General features: G+C 53.3%; 21 protein-coding genes and 1 other RNA gene. 8 read left to right on the forward strand and 14 right to left on the reverse strand.

Annotated features, from left to right (window positions below; genetic code table 11):
* Positions 1–277 precede the first annotated feature (277 nt).
* The 3 genes from Q3V30_RS16155 to Q3V30_RS16165 all read left to right on the forward strand — a co-directional run bounded on the left by Q3V30_RS16155 (position 278) and on the right by Q3V30_RS16165 (position 1,403).
* Positions 278–631: a hypothetical protein gene (locus tag Q3V30_RS16155; RefSeq protein WP_306207393.1), complete on the forward strand. Its 354-nt coding sequence runs from the start codon at positions 278–280 to the stop codon at positions 629–631.
* A 143-nt stretch (positions 632–774) separates the two neighbouring features.
* Positions 775–1,155, forward strand: a complete 381-nt coding sequence (gene tomB / locus Q3V30_RS16160; protein ID WP_306207395.1) for an Hha toxicity modulator TomB — start codon at positions 775–777, stop codon at positions 1,153–1,155.
* A 29-nt stretch (positions 1,156–1,184) separates the two neighbouring features.
* The gene (locus Q3V30_RS16165) at positions 1,185–1,403 is read left to right on the forward strand and encodes an HHA domain-containing protein (protein WP_034889649.1); all 219 of its coding nucleotides are present in this window, start codon (positions 1,185–1,187) and stop codon (positions 1,401–1,403) included.
* A 54-nt stretch (positions 1,404–1,457) separates the two neighbouring features.
* Here the strand turns inward: Q3V30_RS16165 and ffs are convergent.
* Positions 1,458–1,554, reverse strand: an RNA gene (ffs, locus tag Q3V30_RS16170) — signal recognition particle sRNA small type.
* 234 nt (positions 1,555–1,788) lie between these two features.
* On the opposite strand from ffs, the gene Q3V30_RS16175 reads away from it, so the two are divergent.
* Positions 1,789–2,100: an MGMT family protein gene (locus Q3V30_RS16175; RefSeq protein ID WP_306207397.1), complete on the forward strand. Its 312-nt coding sequence runs from the start codon at positions 1,789–1,791 to the stop codon at positions 2,098–2,100.
* Between the two features lie 24 nt (positions 2,101–2,124).
* On the opposite strand, the gene Q3V30_RS16180 is transcribed toward Q3V30_RS16175, so the two are convergent.
* Complete coding sequence (locus Q3V30_RS16180) at positions 2,125–2,682, reverse strand: YbaY family lipoprotein (RefSeq protein ID WP_306207399.1); 558 nt, start codon at positions 2,680–2,682, stop codon at positions 2,125–2,127.
* A 221-nt stretch (positions 2,683–2,903) separates the two neighbouring features.
* On the opposite strand from Q3V30_RS16180, the gene tesB reads away from it, so the two are divergent.
* Positions 2,904–3,776 (forward strand): acyl-CoA thioesterase II, encoded by an 873-nt coding sequence (tesB, locus tag Q3V30_RS16185; RefSeq protein WP_306207401.1) that lies wholly within the window; start codon positions 2,904–2,906, stop codon positions 3,774–3,776.
* Between the two features lie 52 nt (positions 3,777–3,828).
* On the opposite strand, the gene amtB is transcribed toward tesB, so the two are convergent.
* The 5 genes from amtB to Q3V30_RS16210 all read right to left on the reverse strand — a co-directional run bounded on the left by amtB (position 3,829) and on the right by Q3V30_RS16210 (position 9,792).
* Entirely contained in the window at positions 3,829–5,133 is a 1,305-nt protein-coding gene (amtB, locus tag Q3V30_RS16190) for an ammonium transporter AmtB (protein WP_428979214.1), read from the reverse strand.
* 15 nt (positions 5,134–5,148) lie between these two features.
* Complete coding sequence (gene glnK, locus Q3V30_RS16195) at positions 5,149–5,487, reverse strand: P-II family nitrogen regulator (RefSeq protein WP_038627577.1); 339 nt, start codon at positions 5,485–5,487, stop codon at positions 5,149–5,151.
* Positions 5,488–5,759: 272 nt separating this feature from the next.
* Positions 5,760–7,523 (reverse strand): SmdB family multidrug efflux ABC transporter permease/ATP-binding protein, encoded by a 1,764-nt coding sequence (locus tag Q3V30_RS16200; protein ID WP_306207408.1) that lies wholly within the window; start codon positions 7,521–7,523, stop codon positions 5,760–5,762.
* A complete protein-coding gene (locus Q3V30_RS16205; RefSeq protein ID WP_306207410.1) occupies positions 7,516–9,285 on the reverse strand; it encodes a SmdA family multidrug ABC transporter permease/ATP-binding protein in 1,770 nt (589 codons plus the stop codon). Before Q3V30_RS16205 ends, Q3V30_RS16200 begins: the two co-directional genes overlap by 8 nt.
* A gap of 48 nt (positions 9,286–9,333) precedes the next feature.
* A complete protein-coding gene (locus tag Q3V30_RS16210) occupies positions 9,334–9,792 on the reverse strand; it encodes an Lrp/AsnC family transcriptional regulator (protein ID WP_306207411.1) in 459 nt (152 codons plus the stop codon).
* A gap of 113 nt (positions 9,793–9,905) precedes the next feature.
* On the opposite strand from Q3V30_RS16210, the gene Q3V30_RS16215 reads away from it, so the two are divergent.
* Entirely contained in the window at positions 9,906–10,940 is a 1,035-nt protein-coding gene (locus Q3V30_RS16215; protein WP_306207413.1) for a PLP-dependent cysteine synthase family protein, read from the forward strand.
* A gap of 82 nt (positions 10,941–11,022) precedes the next feature.
* Here Q3V30_RS16215 and cof read toward each other — a convergent pair whose 3' ends face one another.
* The gene (gene cof / locus Q3V30_RS16220; RefSeq protein WP_306207415.1) at positions 11,023–11,841 is read right to left on the reverse strand and encodes an HMP-PP phosphatase; all 819 of its coding nucleotides are present in this window, start codon (positions 11,839–11,841) and stop codon (positions 11,023–11,025) included.
* 98 nt (positions 11,842–11,939) lie between these two features.
* Here cof and Q3V30_RS16225 point away from each other — a divergent pair, with 98 nt between their 5' ends.
* The gene (locus Q3V30_RS16225) at positions 11,940–13,637 is read left to right on the forward strand and encodes an SgrR family transcriptional regulator (RefSeq protein ID WP_306207417.1); all 1,698 of its coding nucleotides are present in this window, start codon (positions 11,940–11,942) and stop codon (positions 13,635–13,637) included.
* Between the two features lie 65 nt (positions 13,638–13,702).
* The gene (gene queC / locus Q3V30_RS16230; protein ID WP_306207419.1) at positions 13,703–14,398 is read left to right on the forward strand and encodes a 7-cyano-7-deazaguanine synthase QueC; all 696 of its coding nucleotides are present in this window, start codon (positions 13,703–13,705) and stop codon (positions 14,396–14,398) included.
* On the opposite strand, the gene Q3V30_RS16235 is transcribed toward queC, so the two are convergent.
* The 6 genes from Q3V30_RS16235 to clpX form a co-directional block, all read right to left on the reverse strand.
* Positions 14,390–14,791, reverse strand: a complete 402-nt coding sequence (locus Q3V30_RS16235) for an acyl-CoA thioesterase (protein ID WP_306207421.1) — start codon at positions 14,789–14,791, stop codon at positions 14,390–14,392. The two genes, queC and Q3V30_RS16235, sit on opposite strands and share 9 nt — an antisense overlap.
* Before the next feature lie 108 nt (positions 14,792–14,899).
* The gene (locus Q3V30_RS16240) at positions 14,900–15,229 is read right to left on the reverse strand and encodes a helix-hairpin-helix domain-containing protein (protein WP_306207423.1); all 330 of its coding nucleotides are present in this window, start codon (positions 15,227–15,229) and stop codon (positions 14,900–14,902) included.
* Positions 15,230–15,368: 139 nt separating this feature from the next.
* Positions 15,369–17,240 (reverse strand): peptidylprolyl isomerase, encoded by a 1,872-nt coding sequence (ppiD, locus tag Q3V30_RS16245; protein WP_306207425.1) that lies wholly within the window; start codon positions 17,238–17,240, stop codon positions 15,369–15,371.
* Between the two features lie 233 nt (positions 17,241–17,473).
* Complete coding sequence (gene hupB, locus Q3V30_RS16250; protein ID WP_306207427.1) at positions 17,474–17,746, reverse strand: nucleoid-associated protein HU-beta; 273 nt, start codon at positions 17,744–17,746, stop codon at positions 17,474–17,476.
* A gap of 210 nt (positions 17,747–17,956) precedes the next feature.
* Positions 17,957–20,311: an endopeptidase La gene (lon, locus tag Q3V30_RS16255; RefSeq protein ID WP_306207429.1), complete on the reverse strand. Its 2,355-nt coding sequence runs from the start codon at positions 20,309–20,311 to the stop codon at positions 17,957–17,959.
* Positions 20,312–20,498: 187 nt separating this feature from the next.
* Positions 20,499–21,773 (reverse strand): ATP-dependent protease ATP-binding subunit ClpX, encoded by a 1,275-nt coding sequence (gene clpX, locus Q3V30_RS16260; protein ID WP_306207430.1) that lies wholly within the window; start codon positions 21,771–21,773, stop codon positions 20,499–20,501.
* Between the last annotated feature and the right edge of the window lie 71 nt (positions 21,774–21,844).

A 21,844-nucleotide genomic window follows, 5' to 3' on the forward strand; every position in this document is an offset into this window, starting at 1 on the left:
ATTATGTTATAACATAACAATTATCATACGTTGACTGCGTGTGAGAGCACTAAAGAAAGTGTATCTAATTATTACTTACTAATAACGTTTAAATTTCTGAGGTTATATAAACTTTTTTCAACTTCCCCCAATGGGAAGTCGCGAAAAAGCGCATTATCTACTAAGATAAATAAGAATCAAATCATTAAGATAGTCAGAATTGTTCCGAACCGACTTGATTAATTCGTCAAGCCGACCAATTATCTCTATAAGCGTTAATTAACTCTATGGGGAAAAAATGCGCAAATCTATTCCCATTCCTGACACTGTTAAAGAACCGGATCTGAATCTCCTTTCGGAAAACATTCAGCGGATTATTCCCAAAATAGAAGCGTCGCTGACCGGTTCGTTGTTGTGGTATTCACAAAATGCGCAATATGTTCCCGACAGCATGAAAATTATTTCTATAGAACATTCAGGGGAATCGCGTTATAAGATGAGATACAGCTTCCGCTGGAACGTTTTTAATGGCTGTCTTGATATTGATGAAGATGAGACCACCACTGAAACCGTGAATTTCGAGTACCAGCCGGGACAACTGATTTTTGATTTCATTCAAACCGAGCAGTCAACGTCAGCGGATGAATTGTAATAGTGCGTAATACCATCCAAATAAAACCGATGACGTTATATTTTTTAATATTTTTAGGTTAAGGTTAATTATCGCTTCCTGGCATACTACACGCTGAAAGCCCGCGCTAACGGCATCTTTCACTCGCTATGGAGGGGAAAAAGATGGACGAATACTCACCAAAAAGGCATGATATCGCCCAGCTGAAATTCGTGTGTGAAAATTTGTATGATGAAAGCCTGGCAACGTTAGGTGACAGTCATCATGGCTGGGTTAACGATCCTACATCTGCAGTCAATTTACAGCTCAACGATTTGATTGAGCATATTGCTGCCTTTACCATGAATTACAAAATCAAACATATCGAAGATAGTGACTTGATTAGTCAGATAGATGAATATCTCGATGATACATTTATGCTGTTCAGTAATTACGGCATTAATGTTCAGGATTTGCAGCGCTGGCAAAAATCAGCGAAACGCTTGTTCAACATTTTCGCAGAGGAATGCGCTCTCGTGCCGATACAGACGAGCCATTCATTTTAGCAACCCTTTATTTTTTCTACGGTTTAACAATGACAGATAAACTCCTTACTAAAACTGATTATCTGATGCGTTTAAGACGGTGTCGTTCTATTGACACGCTTGAGCGGGTGATCGAAAAAAACAAATACGAATTATCCGATAATGAACTGGCCGTATTTTATTCTGCGGCGGATCACCGTCTGGCTGAACTGACGATGAATAAGCTTTACGATAAAATACCGGTATCCGTCTGGAAATTCGTTCGCTAAGGTTTGTTTGATAAGAAAGATAAGGCTGGCAGGTAAAGCAGAATTGGGTGGGGGCCCTGCCAGCTACATCCCGGCACACGCGTCACCTGCTGCGGCTGCTTCCTTCCGGATCTGACCGAGTTCACAAGTTAGCATTGCGGGAGAACCAACCGGGCCCCCATTGAGTGCTCCATCAGATGGAGCGAGGGCATTATCAATGAAGGCTCAGGCAATTGCAAGCCTGTGTCGGATGACCGTTGCTTTCTTGTGCAAATCCCTTCTCTCTGCTATCTGCTTGTTTTCAAAGCCGATGCATCGCGGTATAAGCAGAGTCTGGTAACTTTATGAAATCGCTTCAGATGTTCTGTCGTTTCGATTATTGTTGAGATCGAATCAGGGAGAATTTATGGATCACTTCGATACTTTTCAGCAGCGCATCTACCAAATTCTTGCCGCTATCCCCGCCGGTAAAGTCACCACATACGGCGATATCGCCCGTCTGGCGGGATCTCCACGAGCGGCCCGACAGGTAGGCGGCGTACTCAAACGCCTGCCAGAAGGCAGTAAACTTCCCTGGCATCGGGTTATCAACAGGTTGGGCAAAATCTCTTTAACGGGTGACAATCTGGATCGGCAGCGTCATGCTCTGCTTCAGGAAGGCATTGATGTCAGCGCGGAAGGGAAAGTGGCGCTCAGCCGCTATCGCTGGGAAGGATAACCGCCCCCGCAGGGGCGGAAAAGCTTACATTGAGCTTGGCGCAGGTACCGATGAGGAAGGGGTAATCTGCGTTGGCGAAGTTGAAGGTACGGTGGTCACCGCCCCGCTTTGCGTCGGCATAGCCCTCGAAGGGACCGGAACCAGTAACAACTCCTGCTTATTACCGCCGTTATTAATCACCGGTTTGACGTTATCGGTAATAAACATCATTTTACCGTCCACCGTAATCGCCGCGCTCAGCAGAATGCGCGCGTTTGGCTGAATATCAGCCGGGTTGAACGGCAGAATAAACTTGAAAGGCGCCTGCTTGCCATCCGTCCTGACTGCACGTTGTGACAGAACTTTTGAAGGCTGATCGGCTATAGAAGCATCAGAGAGCGTGACGGTCAGGACCGCATCCGGTGGCAGCGCCACGCGCTGGCGGATATAAACAGTACCACTCACGTTAGGCTGCCGTAGCGTGGCCTGCTCACCCGCTACCTGAGAAGCCAGCGTGGCCGTAGGTACGTCCCTCCCTTTATCAGCACATCCTGAGAGTGCAACCGCCAGCGCGGCACCCGTTAACATTGGCCAGACTTTCATTGATTTAATCTCCTTGCTATCAATGTAGAGGTTGATGTTTCTGTTAGCCTGAAGAGCAGCGGTTTGCTGCCCTGTTGCCTTTAATTCTGGCACAAGTTACTGATCTTTGCCTGGCACCCTTTTTATCCTCCTTTAAGCAAAGATAATTTTTGCTGACCCGTTGACCTTAACTGGTCGGATCTCGCACACTGAAGGCAAGACGATCAATGAGGATGGCCGCCATGAGTCAGGCTTTGCAAAACCTGTTAAATCTGTTGAATCTGGAAAAGCTGGAAGAGGGGCTGTTCCGCGGCCAGAGCGAAGACCTGGGATTGCGCCAGGTGTTTGGTGGTCAGGTGGTCGGTCAGGCGCTCTGTGCGGCAAAACAGACCGTGCCAGCGGACCGGATCATTCACTCTTTTCACAGCTATTTTTTACGTCCCGGCGACAGTCAGAAAGCGATTATCTATGATGTGGAAACGCTGCGTGACGGACAAAGCTTCAGCGCCAGAAGGGTCAGCGCAGTGCAGAATGGACATCCCATCTTTTACATGACCGCGTCATTTCAGGCGCCGGAAAGCGGATTTGAGCATCAAAAATTGATGCCGGAAGTATCCGGGCCAGATAACCTGACCAGCGAAAGCGAGATGGCCAGGCAGTTAGCCCACTTCATTCCAGAAAGAGCGCGCGAGAAGTTCCTCTCTGAAAAGCCTTTTGAGATCCGCCCGGTGAAGTTTCACAACCCGTTAAAGGGTCATGTGGATGAGCCGACCCGGCATGTCTGGATCCGTGCCAACGGCACCATGCCGGCAGATAAGCGGATCCATCAATATCTGCTGGGCTATGCCTCAGACTTCAATTTTCTGCCGGTGGCGCTGCAGCCGCATGGTAAAGGATTCCTGGAGCCTGGTATGCAGGTCGCCACTATCGACCACTCAATGTGGTTCCACCGCCCTTTCGACCTGAATCAGTGGCTGCTCTACAGCGTGGAGAGTACCTCTGCTTCCAGCGCCAGAGGGTTTGTTCGCGGGGAGTTTTATACGCAGGATGGCACGCTGGTTGCCTCTACCGTGCAGGAAGGAGTGATGCGCCTCCGCGAAGCGAAACAGCCATAAAAAAACGGCTCCCGAGGGAGCCGTTCTTCTTTATCTTCTTTCAGCCAGTCTGTTACTGGTTATAAGCATTCTCGCCGTGGCTGTTCACGTCCAGACCTTCACGTTCCTGATCTTCCGGAACACGCAGACCAACAATCATATCTGCCACTTTGAAGGCGACAAAGGCAACCACGCCGGTCCAGACGATGGTGACGCCTACGCTGAACAGCTGGATCCAGACCTGATGGCCCATCGTCACACCCTCTGCGTACCCCACGCCACCCAGTGAAGAGGAAGCGAAGACGCCGGTGAGAATACAGCCAACGATGCCGCACACGCCGTGCACGCCGAACACATCGCAAGGGTCATCAACACGCAGCCATTTCTTCAGGGTGGTCACACCCCAGATACCAGCCAGACCACCCACGATACCGATAATCAGTGCACCGCCCACGCCGACATAGCCACAGGCTGGGGTGATAGCGACCAGACCGGCAATCACGCCAGAGCAGACGCCCAGCAGTGAAGGCTTGCCGCGCAGCGCCCACTCACCGAAGGTCCAGCTCAGCATCGCGCCTGCGGTAGCCATTACGGTGTTAATAAAGGCCAGACCAGCGATTTCGTTGGCTGCACTGGCAGAGCCAGCGTTGAAGCCAAACCAGCCCACGTACAGGATGGCGGTGCCGGTAAAGACCATTGGCAGGTTATGGGGCTTGAAGGCTTCTTTACCGAAGCCAGCGCGTTTGCCTACCAGGTAAGCACCCACCAGTCCCGCAACAGCAGCATTGATATGTACAACAGTACCGCCAGCGAAGTCCAGCGCGCCGTCCTGAGCCAGCAGACCGCCTGACCAGACCATGTGCGCGATAGGCAGATAAGAGAAGGTCAGCCAGATAGCCACAAAGATCAGCACGGCGGAGAAGCGAACGCGTTCAGCGATAGCCCCTACAATCAGCCCCACGGTGATACAGGCGAATGAGGCCTGGAATGAGACGTGGATATATTGATAGAAGGTACCCACCAGCGCCGTCAGCTGAATGTTTTTCAACATAGCCATGCTGAAGCCGCCAAAGAAGGCGTTACCTTCACTGAAAGCCAGCGAATAGCCATAAACCATCCATAAAACGCAGACCATAGCGAAGGTCACGGCAACCTGGGTCATCATGGAGAGAACGTTTTTAGCGCGGATTAAACCGCCGTAAAACAGGGCGATGCCTGGTAAAGTCATAAACAGCACCAGGGCGGTGCAGATCATCATAAAGGCGTTATCGGCTTTATCAGCCACTGCGGGTGCCGCAGCCATCGCAAGCGAGGGTAATAATGCCAGGCTGGCGAGGCCGAATGTAGCAATTTTTTTATTCATTTTATCCCATCCCATCACTATTCTTAGCCCCTACAGCGCAGCTTCGTCCGTTTCGCCAGTGCGAATACGGATGACACGCTGCAGTTCCGCAACAAAAATCTTACCGTCACCAATTTTGCCGGTGTAGGCCGCCTTGCTGATGACATCAACCACTTCATCAAGCTGGTCATCTGCAATGGCAACGTCTATTTTTACTTTTGGCAGGAAGTTCACGCTGTACTCAGCACCGCGATAAAGTTCTGCATGCCCCTTCTGGCGACCAAAACCTTTTACTTCGGTAACGGTAAGCCCTTGAATACCGATAGAGGACAATGCTTCACGCACGTCTTCCAGCTTAAACGGTTTGATTACCACGGTAACCAGCTTCATACGATCCCCTCCAGGTATTGAAAATGGTTGATGCGCCCGACACGGAGGGATTAAAGCAAAGGCTGTGCCATAAATTATAAAATGGCATTTTTCAGACGATTAGTCAGTCCGGCTCTGAGTTTCTTACCTGCATTCTCCTCACACCAGCCAGGCCACAATGAAATCCGGGCAGAAAAAACGCACCATTATGGTGCGTTACGCTTTAATTCTGTGCAGAAGGCGGATTTGAGGGGATCTTTCGCCTGATTGTGGTGCAGCGAAGCGGTAGGAAATTACGCTTCTTCGCCCGCTTCCAGCTCTTCGCCAGCCTGCTGTAACTGGTACATCTGCCAGTAGCGGCCCTGTTTTTCCAGCAGCGCCTGGTGGCTACCCTGTTCCACAGCACATCCACGGTGCAGAACCAGAATGGTATCAGCCTCAACAATCGTGGAAAGGCGGTGGGCGATCACTACCAGCGTGGTCTGTTTACGCACGGCTTTCAGCGCTTTTTGAATCGCCTGTTCAGTACCAGAATCGATATTAGCCGTCGCCTCATCCAGGATAAGGATCTGCGGCGCAGCCACCAGTACCCGAGCCATCGCCAGCAGCTGCTTCTGGCCGACGGAGAGATTATTCCCCTGCTCGCCCAGCCGGGTATGGATGCCGTTGGCAAGGCTGCGGGCGAGTTCGGCGAGCTGCACCGTTTCCAGCGCCTGCCACACCGCCTCCTCGCTGATGTCACGGCCCAGAGTGATATTGGCGAAAAAGGTATCCGCCAGCACCACCGGGTCCTGCTGAACCATCGCCACGCCCTGACGTAACATACTGTGGCTGAGCTGGCTGAGGGGTCTGCCATCCAGAGAGATCTCGCCGTGACGTATCGGGTAGTAGCCCATCATCAGGTTGGCCAGCGTGCTTTTACCGCTGCCCGTGTGCCCCACCAGCGCAACAAAATGACGCGAGGGCACATGGAGCGAGATATCACTTAATACATTGCGCTCGTCACGATAGGCAAAGGTTAGCCCTTTGATCTCTACCTCGCCCGAGGCGAGAGGCCGGGTATCCGCACCATAATGCTGACGGGGCGCGTCGATCAATTCAAAAATTCGTTCCCCGGCAACCACCGCCTGTTGCAGCATAGACTGCTGCGTGGTGAGTTCGATCAGCGGTTCATTAAGGCGGCCCAGGTAATTGATAAAGGCATAGAGTACACCAACCTTTATGCTGCCTTCAGCCGAGAAGCCAAACAGCATCATCAGCCCGCAAAGGATCATGGCAGAGAACAAACTCAGAAGCGGACGCAGTAAAAAGCCATCCAGCTTCAGCGTTTCCATTCTCGCCAGATAGTGTGACCGGCTCGCCTCTCCCATCCGCTCACCAAAGCGGGCCTGCTGGCGAAACTGCTGGATCACGCTCATGCCGTTAATCACTTCATTGAAGCCATTGTTAATATCAGCTAGATAGCTGCGCATCCGACGAACAATGGGGGTGCTGTAACGCTGATAGATCAGCATCACCGTCACCACCGCAGGGAAGATCGCAATCGCTACCAGCGCCATACGCCAGTCAAGGCTGAACATCGCCACCAGCATCGCGCCAATCAACGCTGCGCTGCGTAAAACTGTCGCCACCACTGTGACATAAAGATCGCGGACCACTTCAGTATCATTGGTGACGCGCGAGATAATCTGCCCTACTGGCTGAGTATCAAAAGCGCTTAACGGCTGGCGCAGCGCGGCATCCATCACGTCCATTCGCAGCTGCTGAACCACGCCCACCGCCGCCTGGTTAAACAGTAACGCCTGCCAGTAGTGCAGCGAAGCCGCCAGGATTTGCAACAGAATGAAGCTGACCGCCAGCCCTGCTGCCAGCCCCAGCGGCATGCGGTGTTTAGCCACCATATTATCAATAAAGTAGCTGACCAGAACCGGGCCAAGCACCTCGGCCGCCGCCGCAATCCACAGCAGCAGCACGGCCAGGCCCAGGGATTTTCGCCACGGGGAACCATAGCTTAAAAGACGTTTAAGGGTGGGCCAGAGTTGGGTCATTTTAGCCATGAGGGACCCCCTTTTCGCTCTCTTCATCATCCAGTGCCGCTTCAAGCTGCTGATAGCGGTACATATCCTGATACCATCCTGGCGCAGCCGCCAGCTGCTCATGCTGCCCTCGCTGTGCCACACCGCCTTTTTGCATCACCAGGATTTCGCTGGCTTCCGTCAGGGCAGATAAACGGTGCGCGCTTATGATTACTGTTCTTCCCTGCCCCCAGCGCCGGAGATTATGCAGGATCAGATGCTCTGTCCGCCCGTCTACAGCGGAAAGCGCATCGTCCAGAATCAGGATTTCGGCATCCAGCAACAGCGCACGCGCAATGGAGATACGCTGCTTCTGTCCGCCAGAGAGCATCACGCCCCGCTCCCCCACTTCCGTTTCGTAACCTTCAGGCAGGCGGAGAATATCGTCATGCACGTTTGCCAGCCTGGCCGCCTCTTCAATATCACTCTGCTTAGCGCTGGGCCGCCCCAGCGCGATATTATTGGCAATCGTATCGGAGAAGAGAAAAGGTGTCTGGCTCACTACCGCCAGCCGGCTGCGCCAGCTGTCCAGGCGAAGCTGCGTCAGCGGAATATTGTGATAGCGAATATCCCCCTGATCAATATCGAAATGGCGCTGGATCAGGCTCAGCAGCGTGCTCTTTCCGGAGCCTGTTGGCCCGCAAAGGCCGAGCATCTGGCCCGGCTTCAGGCTGACGTTAACGTGGCGAAGGGAAGGATGCTGAGCGCCAGGATAACAGAATTCCCGGATAGCGATCTGCATCGCCCCGCGCTCTTCAGGCAGCACTTTGGTGCCATCCTCTACCGCAGGCGCTTCAGAGAGCAGAGAGCGGATCCGGCTCCAGGCTGCGCTGCCGCGTTCGACAATGTTAAACATCCAGGCCAACGCCAGCATTGGCCAGATCATCAGGCCAAGGTACATTACAAAGCTGGTCAGCTGGCCCAGCGTCATCTGATCGTGCCAGACCAGCCAGCTGCCGCCGCCAATCGCCAGCAGGTTTGACATGCCAATAGCGATATAGATAGTGGGATCGAAACGGGCATCCACTCTGGCCACCCGCAGATTTTTTTTGCCGGTATCTTTGGCAATGCTGGCGAACTGGCCCGACTGATGATCTTCCAGACCAAAGGCTTTAATCATGCGGATGCTGGTCAGGCTCTCCTGAGTCTGATCGTTCAGAGAGGAGAAAGCCGCCTGGGCAACCTTGAAGCGGCTGTGCAGCTGGTCGCCATAACGTTTGATAACCAGCGCCATAATGGGCATCGGCAGCAGCGCCAGCAGGGTTAACTGCCAGCTGATCTGCGTACTCATAACAAACAGCACAACCAGCCCCATCACCAGCGAATCCACCAGCGTCAGCACGCCCTCTCCAGCGGCAAAAACCACGCGGTCAACATCGTTGGTCGCGCGCGCTATCAGGTCGCCAGTGCGGTGACGAAGGTAAAATTCGGGGTGCTGGCGGCTGAGCTGACGATAGAAATCCTGCCGCAGCTCTACCGCAAGCTGATAGGAGGCGCCGAACAGCAGTACGCGCCAGACGTAACGCAGCAGATAGACCACCACTGCTGTCAGCAGCATCACGCCAACCCACATCATCAGCTGCGAGGTGCTCATTTGCTGCCGGGAAAAGCCGTCAACGATCGTACCCACCACTTTTGGCGGCACCAGTTGTAAAACAGCGATGACGATTAACAGGAGAACCGCCCCAAGGTAGCGGCGCCACTCGCGAATAAAATACCAGCTTAATTGGCTAAACAGTCGCACTGAAAACGTCCCGGTTATGATTGAGCAAGGTCAAAGCAGGCGTCCACCTCATTTCAACGGCAGCGCAGTGGTGTACTTTATCTCTTCCATCGCAAAGCTCGAAGTGACATCCAGTAAACCTGGAACTCCGTTCACTAAACGTTTATAGAAAGCATCATAAGTTTTCATGTCTGCGACCTGAAGGCGCAGCAGATAATCATATTCTCCCGCCATGCGGTAACAGCCCATCACTTCCGGCATTGCCTGCACCACCTCAACGAACTGCTGATACCAGCTGCTGCTGTGCTGTTGAGTTTTGATCAGCATAAAGGCCGTGAGTGACAGATCAAGTTTATCGGCGTCCAGCAGCGCAACACGGGCGCGAATATAGCCCTCATCCTCCAGCCTTTTCAACCGTTTCCAGCAGGGGGTGGTGGTCAGGTGTACCGCATCTGCCAGCGCCTGAAGTGACAGGGTGCAATCCTGCTGCAGCAATGCCAGCAGTTTCAGGTCTGTTTTATCTGTCATTACCGCCTCCGGGAGAAAATTATTCTCTTATCCAGCCATTTTACAGGAAAGAGAGTAAGCCTTTTTTCCGATTAATGCCGTACTCTTAACCAAATTGTTTCGGGGAAAGTACCATGTCAGATCCATGGGTATCACACGCTATTTCAGAGATTAACGCCGATATACAGCGATCGGCAGACACGCATCTTATTCGCCTGCCGCTGAAAGCGTATCCGGGTATCTGGCTTTACCTGAAAGATGAGAGCACGCATCCCAGCGGCAGTCTTAAGCATCGCCTGGCGCGATCGCTGTTTCTCTACGGGTTATGTAATGGCTGGATAAAAAAGGGGACGCCAATTATTGAAGCTTCTTCCGGCAGTACTGCCGTTTCAGAAGCCTATTTTGCCCGTTTACTGGGGCTGCCTTTTATAGCGGTGATGCCTGCCACCACGGCAAAACGTAAAGTCGAACAGATCGCCCTCTATGGCGGACGTTGCCATTTTGTGGACGATCCCTGCCAGATGTATGCTGAGTCTGAGCGGCTCGCCCGTGAGCTGAACGGCCATTTTATGGATCAGTTTACTTTTGCTGAGCGGGCAACGGACTGGCGGGGCAATAATAATATTGCGGACAGTATTTTTCAGCAGATGAAAAATGAGCCGTTCCCGGTACCTGAAAGCATCGTCATGAGTGCCGGAACCGGCGGGACATCAGCCACTATCGGGCGCTATCTGCGTTATCAGGGCTATGCCACAAGGCTTACGGTGGTCGATCCGGAAAACTCCGTATTTTATGACTACTGGCATCAGCGGGATAAGTCGCTGCGCAACACGCGTGGCGGGAAAATTGAGGGCATTGGGCGCTCCCGCCCAGAACCCTCGTTTATCGCCGATGTGGTTGATGAAATGATCCAGGTGCCGGATGCAGCAAGCATCGCCACTATGCTCTGGCTGGAAAAACAGCTTGGCCGTAAGCCTGGCGCATCAACAGGAACCAACGTCTGGGGGGCTTTGCAGGTTGCCAGAAGAATGGCGGAAGAGAAACGTTCGGGCGCGATTGTAACGTTACTGTGCGACAGCGGAGAACGCTATCTGGAGAGTTACTACCATCCTGAATGGGTCGCGGAACAGATTGGTGATATCACACCCTGGCAGCAGATGCTGGAATAAAATGCCGGACTATCCTGTCCGGCAGAGTGCAACAAGCGTCACTGTTCAAACGCCGGACTTCCTGCCCGGCACTAAGGCCTCATTATTCGGGGGAATAGACGAGGTGGGGGGTGGTAAGCCAGTGATTCAGATAGTGCGAAACGCCCTGCGTCTCGCAATGTCCGATAACAGGTAAATGAGGCAACAGCGACTTCAGCTCACTCATCGCATTTCCCATGATGAAACCCCGCCCTACGGTTTCAAGCATTTCGCGGTCATTCATCGCATCACCAAACGCCATGCACTCCGCCAGGGTAAAGCCCAGTGAAGTGGCTAACGAATCAAGCGCCGTGCCTTTGTTACAGCCCGGCGGCAGCACTTCCAGACAATCGCGGGCAGAAAAACAGAGATGAGCGCGGTCGCCCAGCGCATCCCTTAGCTGCCCCTGAAGCCGGCACAGCTCGTTGTGTTCAGCTATAAAACAGATCTTGGTCACCTGATGGGCAGGAATACGCTTGAGATCGGTCAGCGTATAGCGGAATCCACTCATCTGATGCGCCTGCAGAATATGCGGCACGTCGTGCTCCGTCAGCCAGCCTTGATCGTTAAAAACGTGCAGGCTTGCCGTCGTGTTCCAGCGGGTATGGATCACCTCTTCAGCCACCTGAGGAGAGAGATCGCTCGCCGCAAGCAAGTTCCCCTGATGGTCATGCACGCGAGTGCCGTTACCAGAGATAAGCCAGGCGCTCAGCTGGAAATCAGCAATCAGCGGCTGCATCTCCAGCCAGTGTCGACCAGTGGCAAAGGTCAGCAGTACGCCCTTCTCGTTTAGCGCACGCAAGGCGGTAACCGTTTTCTCACCAAGCTGATGATTGGACATCAGCAGGGTACCATCCATATCAAATGCCGCCAGACGCGCCATGATCTCTCCCGTGCCTGTTTTTTCGTCAGGTCAGAGTATCACCTGGTATTTACGGAACTAATAGTGAATACTTTTGCAAAACTATTCCGGGTTTAGAGATGCGCCAGCTTAACCGACTCAATCAGTATCAACGACTCTGGCAGGCGAGCATGGGGGAGATGCAGCAAACCTGCGTGGCAGAAATCGCTTTGCGCTGTATCTGCAGTGAACGCCATGTACGAACGCTGATGAATCAGTGGCAGCAGCTGGGATGGCTAAGCTGGCAGGCAGAGTCGGGACGGGGAAAACGGGGAGAGCTGCTCTTCTTACAGACGCCCGCTCAGCTCAGGGCGGCGCTGCTTCAGCAGCAGCTGGAGCAGGGGTTGTCACACCAGGCGCTTGAACTGGTTCAGCTCGCGCCGGAGCAGCTTAATCATCTGCTAAGACCCTATATGGGCGGACAGTGGCTGGATGACCGCCCCACGCTGCGTATTCCTTATTATCGCCCGCTTGAGGGCCTTAACCCGCTTGAAATGCCCGGCAGAGCGGAGCAGCATCTGGCAGGCCAGATTTTTTCCGGCCTCACCCGCTTTAAAGATGACCAGGTCATACCCGACCTTGCTCATCACTGGCAGTACAGCGCCGATGGCCTGAGCTGGTTCTTCTTTCTGCGTCCCCAGCTTTTCTGGCATGACGGAGAGCGCGTCTCCTCGTTACAGCTGATGAAAAGTCTGCAGCGCATTGTGGCAAGCCCGACAGGCGAACGCCTGCTGGCCAGCGTGAAGTCGGTTTCGCTGCCACAGGCTCTCTGCCTGCGTATCGATCTGCATCAGCCTGACTACTGGCTGACCTGGCGCCTCGCCACCGTTCCCTCTCTGTTAACGCACCCGGACGATCCCCACTCTGGCACCGGCCCCTGGCGTCTGAGCCACTGGTCAGCAGAGCTGGTCAGGCTGGAAAATCATGAGCGTTATCATGGCGCGCAGCCGTTGATGCAGATGATTGAGTACTGGATAACTCCGCCGCTTTTTGACAAAACCCTGGGGACCAGCTGCCGTCATCCGGTACAGATAGCCATTGGCGAACAGCATGAGTTTGCCCTGCTGCGCCCGGTAAGCCGCAGGATCAGCCTGGGGTTTTGTTATCTGGCCCTGAAGCATGGCACCCTCTCCCCTCATCAGGCAGAAAAAATAGTGGCGTTGATCCGCCGTAAAAAGCTGATTGAGGAGCTGCCCCTTGATGAAGGACTGATTACCCCAAGCCAGGGGATGCTGCCGGAATGGCCCCTGCCAGAGGTTAACGAGAGGAAGGATGTCACCTTACCCGCCATGTTGGATCTTCACTATCACCTGCCGGTTGAACTGCATGCCATGGCAGAGAAATTGCGGGAGGTGCTGGCCGGAGAAGGGTGCCAGGTCAGGCTGCATTTTCATCCGACTAAAAACTGGCTGGGTTACACGGAGCTTGATAAGGCTGACCTCATTATGGGCGATCGCCTGATTGGCGAAGCGCCTGAGTTCACGCTGGAAAGCTGGATAAGGCTCGATCCGTTATGGCCTACGGTGTTAGGGAAAGAGGCCTGGTCTCAGCTACTGAATGAGCTGGAACGTATCCAGCGCTGTAGCGAAGAAAGCGAACGCTCGGCAGGGCTGCAGCAGACGTTTCATCAGCTTATGGCTCAGCCTGCTATTACGCCCCTGTTTAACTATCGCTATCAGGTGAGCGCACCGCCCGATGTGGAAGGGATCACGCTGAACGCCTGGGGATGGTTCGACTTTTCCCGTGCGTGGATCCCTCCTCCTCTTCCGCTTGCCTGAGCAGAACTACCCTTATGCCGCCGCAGGCAGTACCATAGGGTGTAACAGATCAATAAGGTGAAAAAATGAAACGTGCAGTGGTGGTTTTCAGCGGTGGACAGGATTCAACAACCTGCCTGATCCAGGCTTTGCAACAGTATGATGAGGTGCATTGCGTCACCTTCGATTATGGTCAACGCCATCGTGCAGAAATCGATATTGCCCGACAGCTCGCCCTTTCGCTCGGGGCACGTGCGCATAAAGTACTGGACGTGACGATGCTCAATGAGCTGGCCGTCAGCAGTCTGACCAGAGAGAACATTCCGGTTCCGGCGTACGATCCGCAAGCCAGCGGCCTGCCCAGCACTTTTGTGCCGGGCCGCAACATTCTGTTTCTGACGCTGGCCGCCGTTTATGCTTATCAGGTTGAAGCGGAAGCGGTGATCACCGGCGTGTGCGAAACCGATTTCTCTGGCTACCCCGACTGCCGTGATGAATTTGTTAAGGCGTTAAATCATGCGGTGGCGCTGGGCATGGCGCGGGAAGTGCGTTTCGAAACGCCGCTGATGTGGCTGAATAAAGCGGAAACCTGGGCGCTGGCTGACTACTGGCAGCAGCTGCCGCTGGTCCGCCATGAGACGCTGACCTGCTATAACGGCATCAAAGGAGATGGCTGTGGCGAGTGCGCTGCCTGCCATCTTCGGGCCAACGGTCTTAGTGAATATCAGGCTGACACTGCCCGCGTGATGGCTGAAATGCAGCGCAAGACCGGCCTACGCTGACAGCATCTCCTCCATCCGGCTTTTAAGCTCCCCCTCCATCGGCTGCGCCTTTTGCGTGCGCAGATCGATACAGACAAAGGTCAGGGTGGCATCCGCAATGGCTTCTCCGTGAGGAGCCAGCGTCACCGTCTGACCGATTACGCCACTTTTACCGCCCAGCTGCACCAGAGTGCTGTGAATATTCAGCACATCCCCCATTACCGCTGGTCGACGGTAATTAATATTGATGTTAACCACCACAAAAGCCAGATGATTCTCCTGCATCCAGTTGAACGACGGCAGCCGCTCTAACCATTCCCATCGCGCCTCCTCCAGGAACTCCAGATAGCGGGCATTATTCACGTGCTGGTAAATATCCAGATGGTAGCCACGGACCTTGATAGTGGTGAACATAACGGCATTGCCCCTTAAAATGAGAGGTCACACCAACTGGTATGACCTCTACAGATTAGCAGCGGTTACTGCCCCAATGCGATCGACAACTCAAACTCGCGAAGGCAGTCACAATTTAAGCCGTGAAAGATTTCTCTCCACCAGCGCATTGCCGATGCCGGGCACCTCCTTTAGCTGTTCTATCGCGGTAAAATCACCGTACTGTTCCCGGTAGCTGACAATGGCCTCCGCCTTTTTTATTCCAACGCCGTTGAGTGCTGCAGCTAACTCTTCCGCGCTGGCCTGATTAAGGCTGATTCGCGCAGCCGCCTCTTTATCCGCAGCGATAGAAACCTGTGACGAAGCGGGGGCTGGTTCTGCTGACTTCACCGGCAGTGCAGCCAGGGTTCCTGCACTCATCATCATCGTGAAACATAACGCTTTGAGTTTATTTTGCATGCTGTAATCCTCCATGTGTTTGACAGCATGGCTACCCTACTGCAGCGAGGAAAAGGAGACAAAGGGAGGAGTAGAAAACTGGAAAAGGCCGCATAAGCGGCCTTTCGGGATACAAATCGTTGCAGGATTTTTGCGAGGCTTACTGGGCCTGTGCCGCTGCACCGTATTTGATTTTTGCTTCTTTACGCAGGTTGCTCAGCAGCGCTTCAAAAGCGATTTGCGCGTTATTCTGCGTCACGCCCTGAACCATTGCTTTCTTCTGCGCATCCGGCAGGGTGCCACTGCGAACTTCATCCAGCGCCAGCAACAGCACGTTGCCTTCACCATCTTCACTGATGCCGTAAGAAGGTTTACCCTTCGCAGGCTGGCTCAGCGTAAAGGCCGCCTGTGTTGCCGCATCCTGACCGTTGCGGGTCAGCGTCTTCTGGCTACCAAAGCTCAGGTTAGCGGCTTTCATCGCCTCATCCCCTTTGCCCGCTTTCAGATCGGCCAGCAGTTTATCAGCCTGAGCTTTCGCTTCTTGCTGTGCCTTCTGCGTCTTCAGCGTATCGGTAATCTGTGCCGTTACCTCAGCCAGCGGCTTCACGGCTTCAGGTTTGTGGGCGCTGACGCGCAGGACAAAGGCGCGATCGCCATCAACGGTAATGATGTCTGAGTTATTGCCCGGCGCGCCGTTCTCACCCACTAAACCACCGTTGAAGATAGCCTGCTCAACCTGCTTAAAATTAAGCTCGGCAGGCGGGTTATCATGGCTGAACCAGCCCGTTTCTACCGCTTTCACGCCGGCGGCCTGTTCAGCACCCACCAGGGATTCGTTGTCGTTGCTCGCTGCATCGCTGACTTTCTGCTGCAGTTTGTAGTAAGCATCAACCGCTTTTTCCTGCTTCACTTTTGCCGCAATATCATCATGCACGGTAGCCAGCGGTTTAATCTGCTGCGGCTGAATATCGTCCAGACGCGCCACCAGGAAACCAACAGAAGATTTGATTACGCCAGAGAGCTGACCTTTCTCCTTCAGCCCGGCGTTTTTCAACTCGTCTGGCGTGGTGTCCGGCTCCAGCCAGCCCATGTCGCCGCCATGACGGGCAGAGATAGGATCAGCAGACTTCTGTTTCGCCAGCGCGACAAAGTCACCGCCCTTTTTCAGCGCATCGAGAACAGCCTGCGCATCCGCTTCAGTTTTGGTCTGAATAATGCTGTAACGGCTGCGCTGGGGCTGGGTGTAATCCCCCTGATGCTGATCGTACCAGCTCTGGATATCCTCTTCGCTTGCTGTTTCCTGCATGGAAGCGGCATCCAGCTTGATGTAGCTGACGCGGAACTGCTCAGGCGACATAAAGCTGTTTTTATTTTGCTCGTAGTAGTTTTTGATCTCTTCCGGGGTAACGCTCTGCTTAGCAGCCAGCGCAGCGACGTTGATCGTAGCCTGACGAACCAGACGCTCCTGAGAAACCAGCGCAGCCAGAGAATCCGTTTCACCGCTGAGCATAAAGTCTGTACCGGTTACGGCTGCAATCAGCTGCTGGGTCGTCAGCTGCTTACGCAGGGCTTCAGCATACTGATCGGCAGAAAAGCCCATCTGATTAATCAGGCCAAGGTATTTAGCATTATCAAATTTACCGTTGGTCTGAAAAGCGGGCTGGCTGAAGATAGCCTGTTTGATTTGATCGTCGCTGATAGCCAGTTTCAGATCTTTGGCATAGCCAGTCAGAAGGGCTTCATCAACCAGCTGAGAGAGCGCCTGCTGGCGGATCTGCTGCATCCAGGCCGGATTGCCAGCGAGCTGTGAGAACTGCTCACCTAACTGCTGCTGCTGACGTGAACGTTCGTTAGAGAAGGCGTTCTCGAGCTGTGCCCGGCTGATTTCCTGTCCGTTAACCTTGGCGGCATAATCTCCGTTTCCCCCAATCAGGTAGTTGCCCACCCCGGTTAACACGAAAGACAGAATGATCAAAGCCAATATAATTTTGAGCACGACATGGTTCGACGCCGCGCGTAAATTGTCCATCATGGTGTGACAACACTCCGCTGTAGTATGAATGTAAACCTTTGCGCTTTCGTCCCCTTTTCCCGGGAACGTTTACGCCTGCGTTGCAAACCGCACGCCGTTAACCGCAACTCGCAAATGTCATTGAAACATAAAAAAAGGCACATCGTGTAGTGATGTGCCCCGTATGGTACATGAGAACGCTCAGACAATCCTCACTCCACCGAAGAAATTGCCGCGGTGGAAGCATACCGCCCTTAGTTTACGGCGTCTTTCAGCGCTTTACCGGCACGGAAGCCTGGTACTTTACCCGCTGGGATGGTGATCTCTTTACCGGTTTGTGGGTTGCGACCGGTACGCTCAGAGCGCTCGCGCACGGAGAACGTGCCAAAGCCAACCAATGCCACTTCATCGCCTTCTTTCAGTGAATCTGACACCGAGCCCATAAAAGCATCAAGTACACGTCCCGCTGCTGCTTTAGAAATGTCGGCGTTTGCAGCAATTTTGTCGATCAACTGTGACTTATTCACTCAATAATCCCCTATTTTATTATTCACCTCGTAGCCGGGCTTCCCACCCGCCACGAACGCGCATCAATTATCTGGATTCAGTCTTGTCATGCCTTACACGGCAGAGCCGTCACTGGCTTAACAGCACTCTAAATTAACGGCACAAAAAAAAGCTGGCAAGTCCCAATTCACCTGCCAGCTCTGGTTTTGGCGTCTTTTTGTCTTATATCACTATTTTGCGGTGGCTACCTGCATCCCGTAAGGGGCATTTTGCAGCGCCAGCGTCAGCACTTCCTCGATGCGCTTCACCGGATGGATATCCAGATCGGCAATCACGTTATCTGGGATCTCTTCCAGATCGCGCTTGTTCTCATCAGGGATCAGCACCGTTTTAATGCCACCACGGTGTGCAGCCAGCAGCTTCTCTTTAAGGCCACCGATTGGCAGAACCTGACCGCGCAGGGTGATCTCACCCGTCATGGCCACATCTGCACGCACCGGGTTGCCTGTCAGGCAGGAAACCAGGGCGGTACACATGGCGATACCCGCACTTGGGCCATCTTTCGGCGTAGCACCTTCCGGAACGTGAACGTGAATATCACGTTTTTCGTAGAAGTCACCATTGATGCCCAGCTTCTCTGCACGAGCACGCACCACGGTCAGCGCCGCCTGGATAGACTCCTGCATCACCTCACCCAGCGAACCGGTATAAGTGAGCTTGCCTTTACCCGGCACGCAGGCGGTTTCAATGGTCAGCAGATCGCCGCCCACTTCCGTCCACGCCAGACCTGTTACCTGCCCAACACGGTTTTCGTTATCAGCACGACCGTAGTCGTAACGCTGCACGCCGAGATAATCTTTCAGGTTATCGGCGTTAATCACGATATGCTTGACGGTTTTATCCATCAGCAGCGTTTTAACCGCTTTACGGCAGAGCTTGGAGAGCTCACGCTCAAGGCTACGCACACCCGCTTCACGCGTATAATAACGAATGATGCTGACAATGGCGCTGTCTTCGACAGTGATTTCATTGTCTTTCAACGCGTTACGCTCAATCTGCTTGGAGAGCAGATGCTGCTTGGCAATGTTAAGCTTTTCATCTTCGGTGTAACCGGAAAGACGAATCACCTCCATACGGTCCAGCAGCGGCGCAGGGATGTTCATGGAGTTAGAGGTCGCCACGAACATCACGTCGGAAAGATCGTAATCCACTTCCAGGTAATGGTCGTTAAAGGCGATGTTCTGTTCCGGATCCAGCACTTCCAGCAGTGCCGAAGCGGGATCGCCACGCATGTCAGAAGACATTTTGTCAATTTCATCCAGCAGGAACAGCGGGTTTTTCACCCCTACTTTTGCCATTTTCTGGATCAATTTGCCCGGCATAGAGCCGATATAGGTCCGGCGGTGACCACGGATTTCCGCTTCATCACGCACGCCGCCCAGTGCCATACGGACATACTTACGTCCGGTCGCTTTAGCGATCGACTGTCCCAGCGAGGTTTTACCCACGCCTGGCGGTCCTACCAGACAGAGGATAGGGCCTTTGATTTTGCTTACGCGGCTCTGGACTGCCAAATATTCCAGGATGCGGTCTTTTACGCGCTCCAGACCAAAGTGGTCGGTATCCAGCGTTTCCTGCGCTTTCACCAGGTCTTTCTTGACCTTGCTACGGGCATTCCACGGAACCTGAACCATCCAGTCGATATAGCCACGCACCACGGTGGCTTCTGCCGACATCGGGGACATCATCTTCAGCTTCTGTAACTCAGCTTCAGTTTTGTCGCGTGCCTCTTTCGGCATTTTCGCTGCATCAATTTTGCGTTTCAGCGCTTCGTTTTCGTCAGGCGCATCGTCCATTTCGCCCAGCTCTTTCTGAATCGCCTTCATTTGCTCGTTCAGATAGTATTCGCGCTGGCTCTTTTCCATCTGTTTTTTGACGCGATTGCGGATACGTTTTTCCACCTGGAGCAGATCAATCTCTGACTCCATCATCGCCATCAGATACTCCAGACGTTCGTTGACGTCTGACATCTCCAGCACAGACTGCTTGTCCGCCAGCTTCAGCGGCATGTGCGCCGCCACGGTATCAGCCAGACGCGCAGCATCTTCAATGCTGTTCAGCGAGGTCAGCACTTCAGGCGGGATCTTCTTGTTCAGCTTGATATAGCCTTCAAACTGATTGATCGCGGTCCGCACCAGCACTTCCTGCTCGCGCTCATCGATATCAGGTGAAGCCAGGTATTCCGCCTGGGCAGTGAAATGATCGCCATTGTCCGCAAGCGTCGTGATATGCGCACGCTGCAGGCCTTCTACCAGCACTTTTACAGTACCGTCCGGCAGCTTCAGCATTTGCAGAATAGAGGCCACAGTGCCTACAGAGAAGAGATCGTTAATGCCTGGCTCATCCGTTGAAGCTTCTTTCTGAGCGACCAGCATGATTTTTTTATCATGATCCATGGCGGCTTCAAGGCAGCGAATCGATTTCTCACGACCGACGAACAACGGAATTACCATGTGCGGATAAACCACTACGTCACGCAACGGCAACACAGGGATTTCAATGCGTTCAGAACGCTCAGGATTCATAGAGCTCTCTCTTAGTTTAATTTCCGCCAGGGTGATGGGAACCGCAACAGGCGAGTAGCAGTTTTACCCACAGGTAGTTGAGTATATGGGGATGAATGTAAGAGATTCAATGTTATCTGCGAGAGAAAAGCAAAAGGGGGAATAAATTCCCCCTTTTAATGATAACTAACTGGAAAGATGTGGTTATTTATTCACCAGAAGCCTGTTGCGCTTCCTGTTTTCCGTAGATCAGCATCGGTTCGGTTTGACCGTCGATCACTGAATCGTCAATCACCACTTTTTCCACATCATCCATTGAAGGAAGGTCATACATGGTATTCAGCAGCGCGCCTTCAACGATTGAACGCAGGCCACGGGCGCCGGTTTTACGCGACATCGCTTTTTTGGCAATCGCCGTCAACGCTTCGTCACGGAACTCCAGGTCTACCCCTTCCAGATTGAACAACGCCTGATATTGCTTGGTCAGGGCGTTTTTCGGCTCGCGTAAGATCTGGATCAGCGCTTCTTCACTCAGTTCGTTCAGCGTTGCCACTACCGGCAGACGGCCGATGAACTCAGGGATCAGGCCAAACTTGATCAGATCTTCTGGCTCCACCTGCTCCAGCAGCTGACCTTCGGTGGCTTTCTCCGCCTTGCCCTTCACCGTGGCACCAAAACCGATACCGGATCCGGTCTCCACGCGCTGAGAAATGACTTTATCCAGTCCGGCAAAGGCACCACCACAGATAAACAGGATCTTGGAGGTATCAACCTGCAGGAACTCTTGCTGCGGATGCTTACGTCCACCCTGCGGAGGCACAGCCGCCACGGTCCCTTCAATCAGCTTCAGCAGCGCCTGCTGAACGCCTTCACCCGACACATCGCGGGTAATGGATGGGTTATCGGACTTACGAGAAATTTTATCAATTTCATCGATATAGACGATGCCGCGCTGCGCTTTCTGCACATCATAATCACATTTTTGCAGCAGCTTCTGAATGATGTTTTCAACATCTTCACCCACGTAACCCGCTTCGGTCAGCGTGGTGGCATCTGCCATGGTGAACGGCACGTCCAGCAGGCGAGCCAGCGTTTCAGCCAGCAGCGTTTTACCGCTACCGGTTGGACCGATCAACAGGATGTTACTTTTGCCCAGTTCAATACCGTTGCTGGTGTCGCCATTGCGCAGGCGCTTGTAGTGGTTATAAACCGCCACGGCGAGCACTTTTTTCGCCCTCTCCTGGCCGATAACGTAATCGTCGAGGTGATGGCGGATTTCATGCGGCGTCGGCAGTGCACTACGCTCACGATGCGGTGCGACTTCTTTAATCTCTTCGCGAATGATGTCATTGCATAAATCGACACACTCATCGCAGATATACACTGACGGGCCGGCAATCAGCTTGCGCACTTCATGCTGGCTTTTGCCGCAGAAAGAGCAGTACAGCAGCTTTCCTGAACCGTCTTTGCGCTTATCTGTCATCAGTTAACCTCTTCTATTATCTTCGTCCGCACTCTGTTGCGGCGATGATGCCGCCTTGCGGCACCCTCATT

This window comes from Erwinia pyri, from assembly GCF_030758455.1.
Classification (GTDB): Bacteria; Pseudomonadota; Gammaproteobacteria; order Enterobacterales; family Enterobacteriaceae; genus Erwinia; species Erwinia pyri.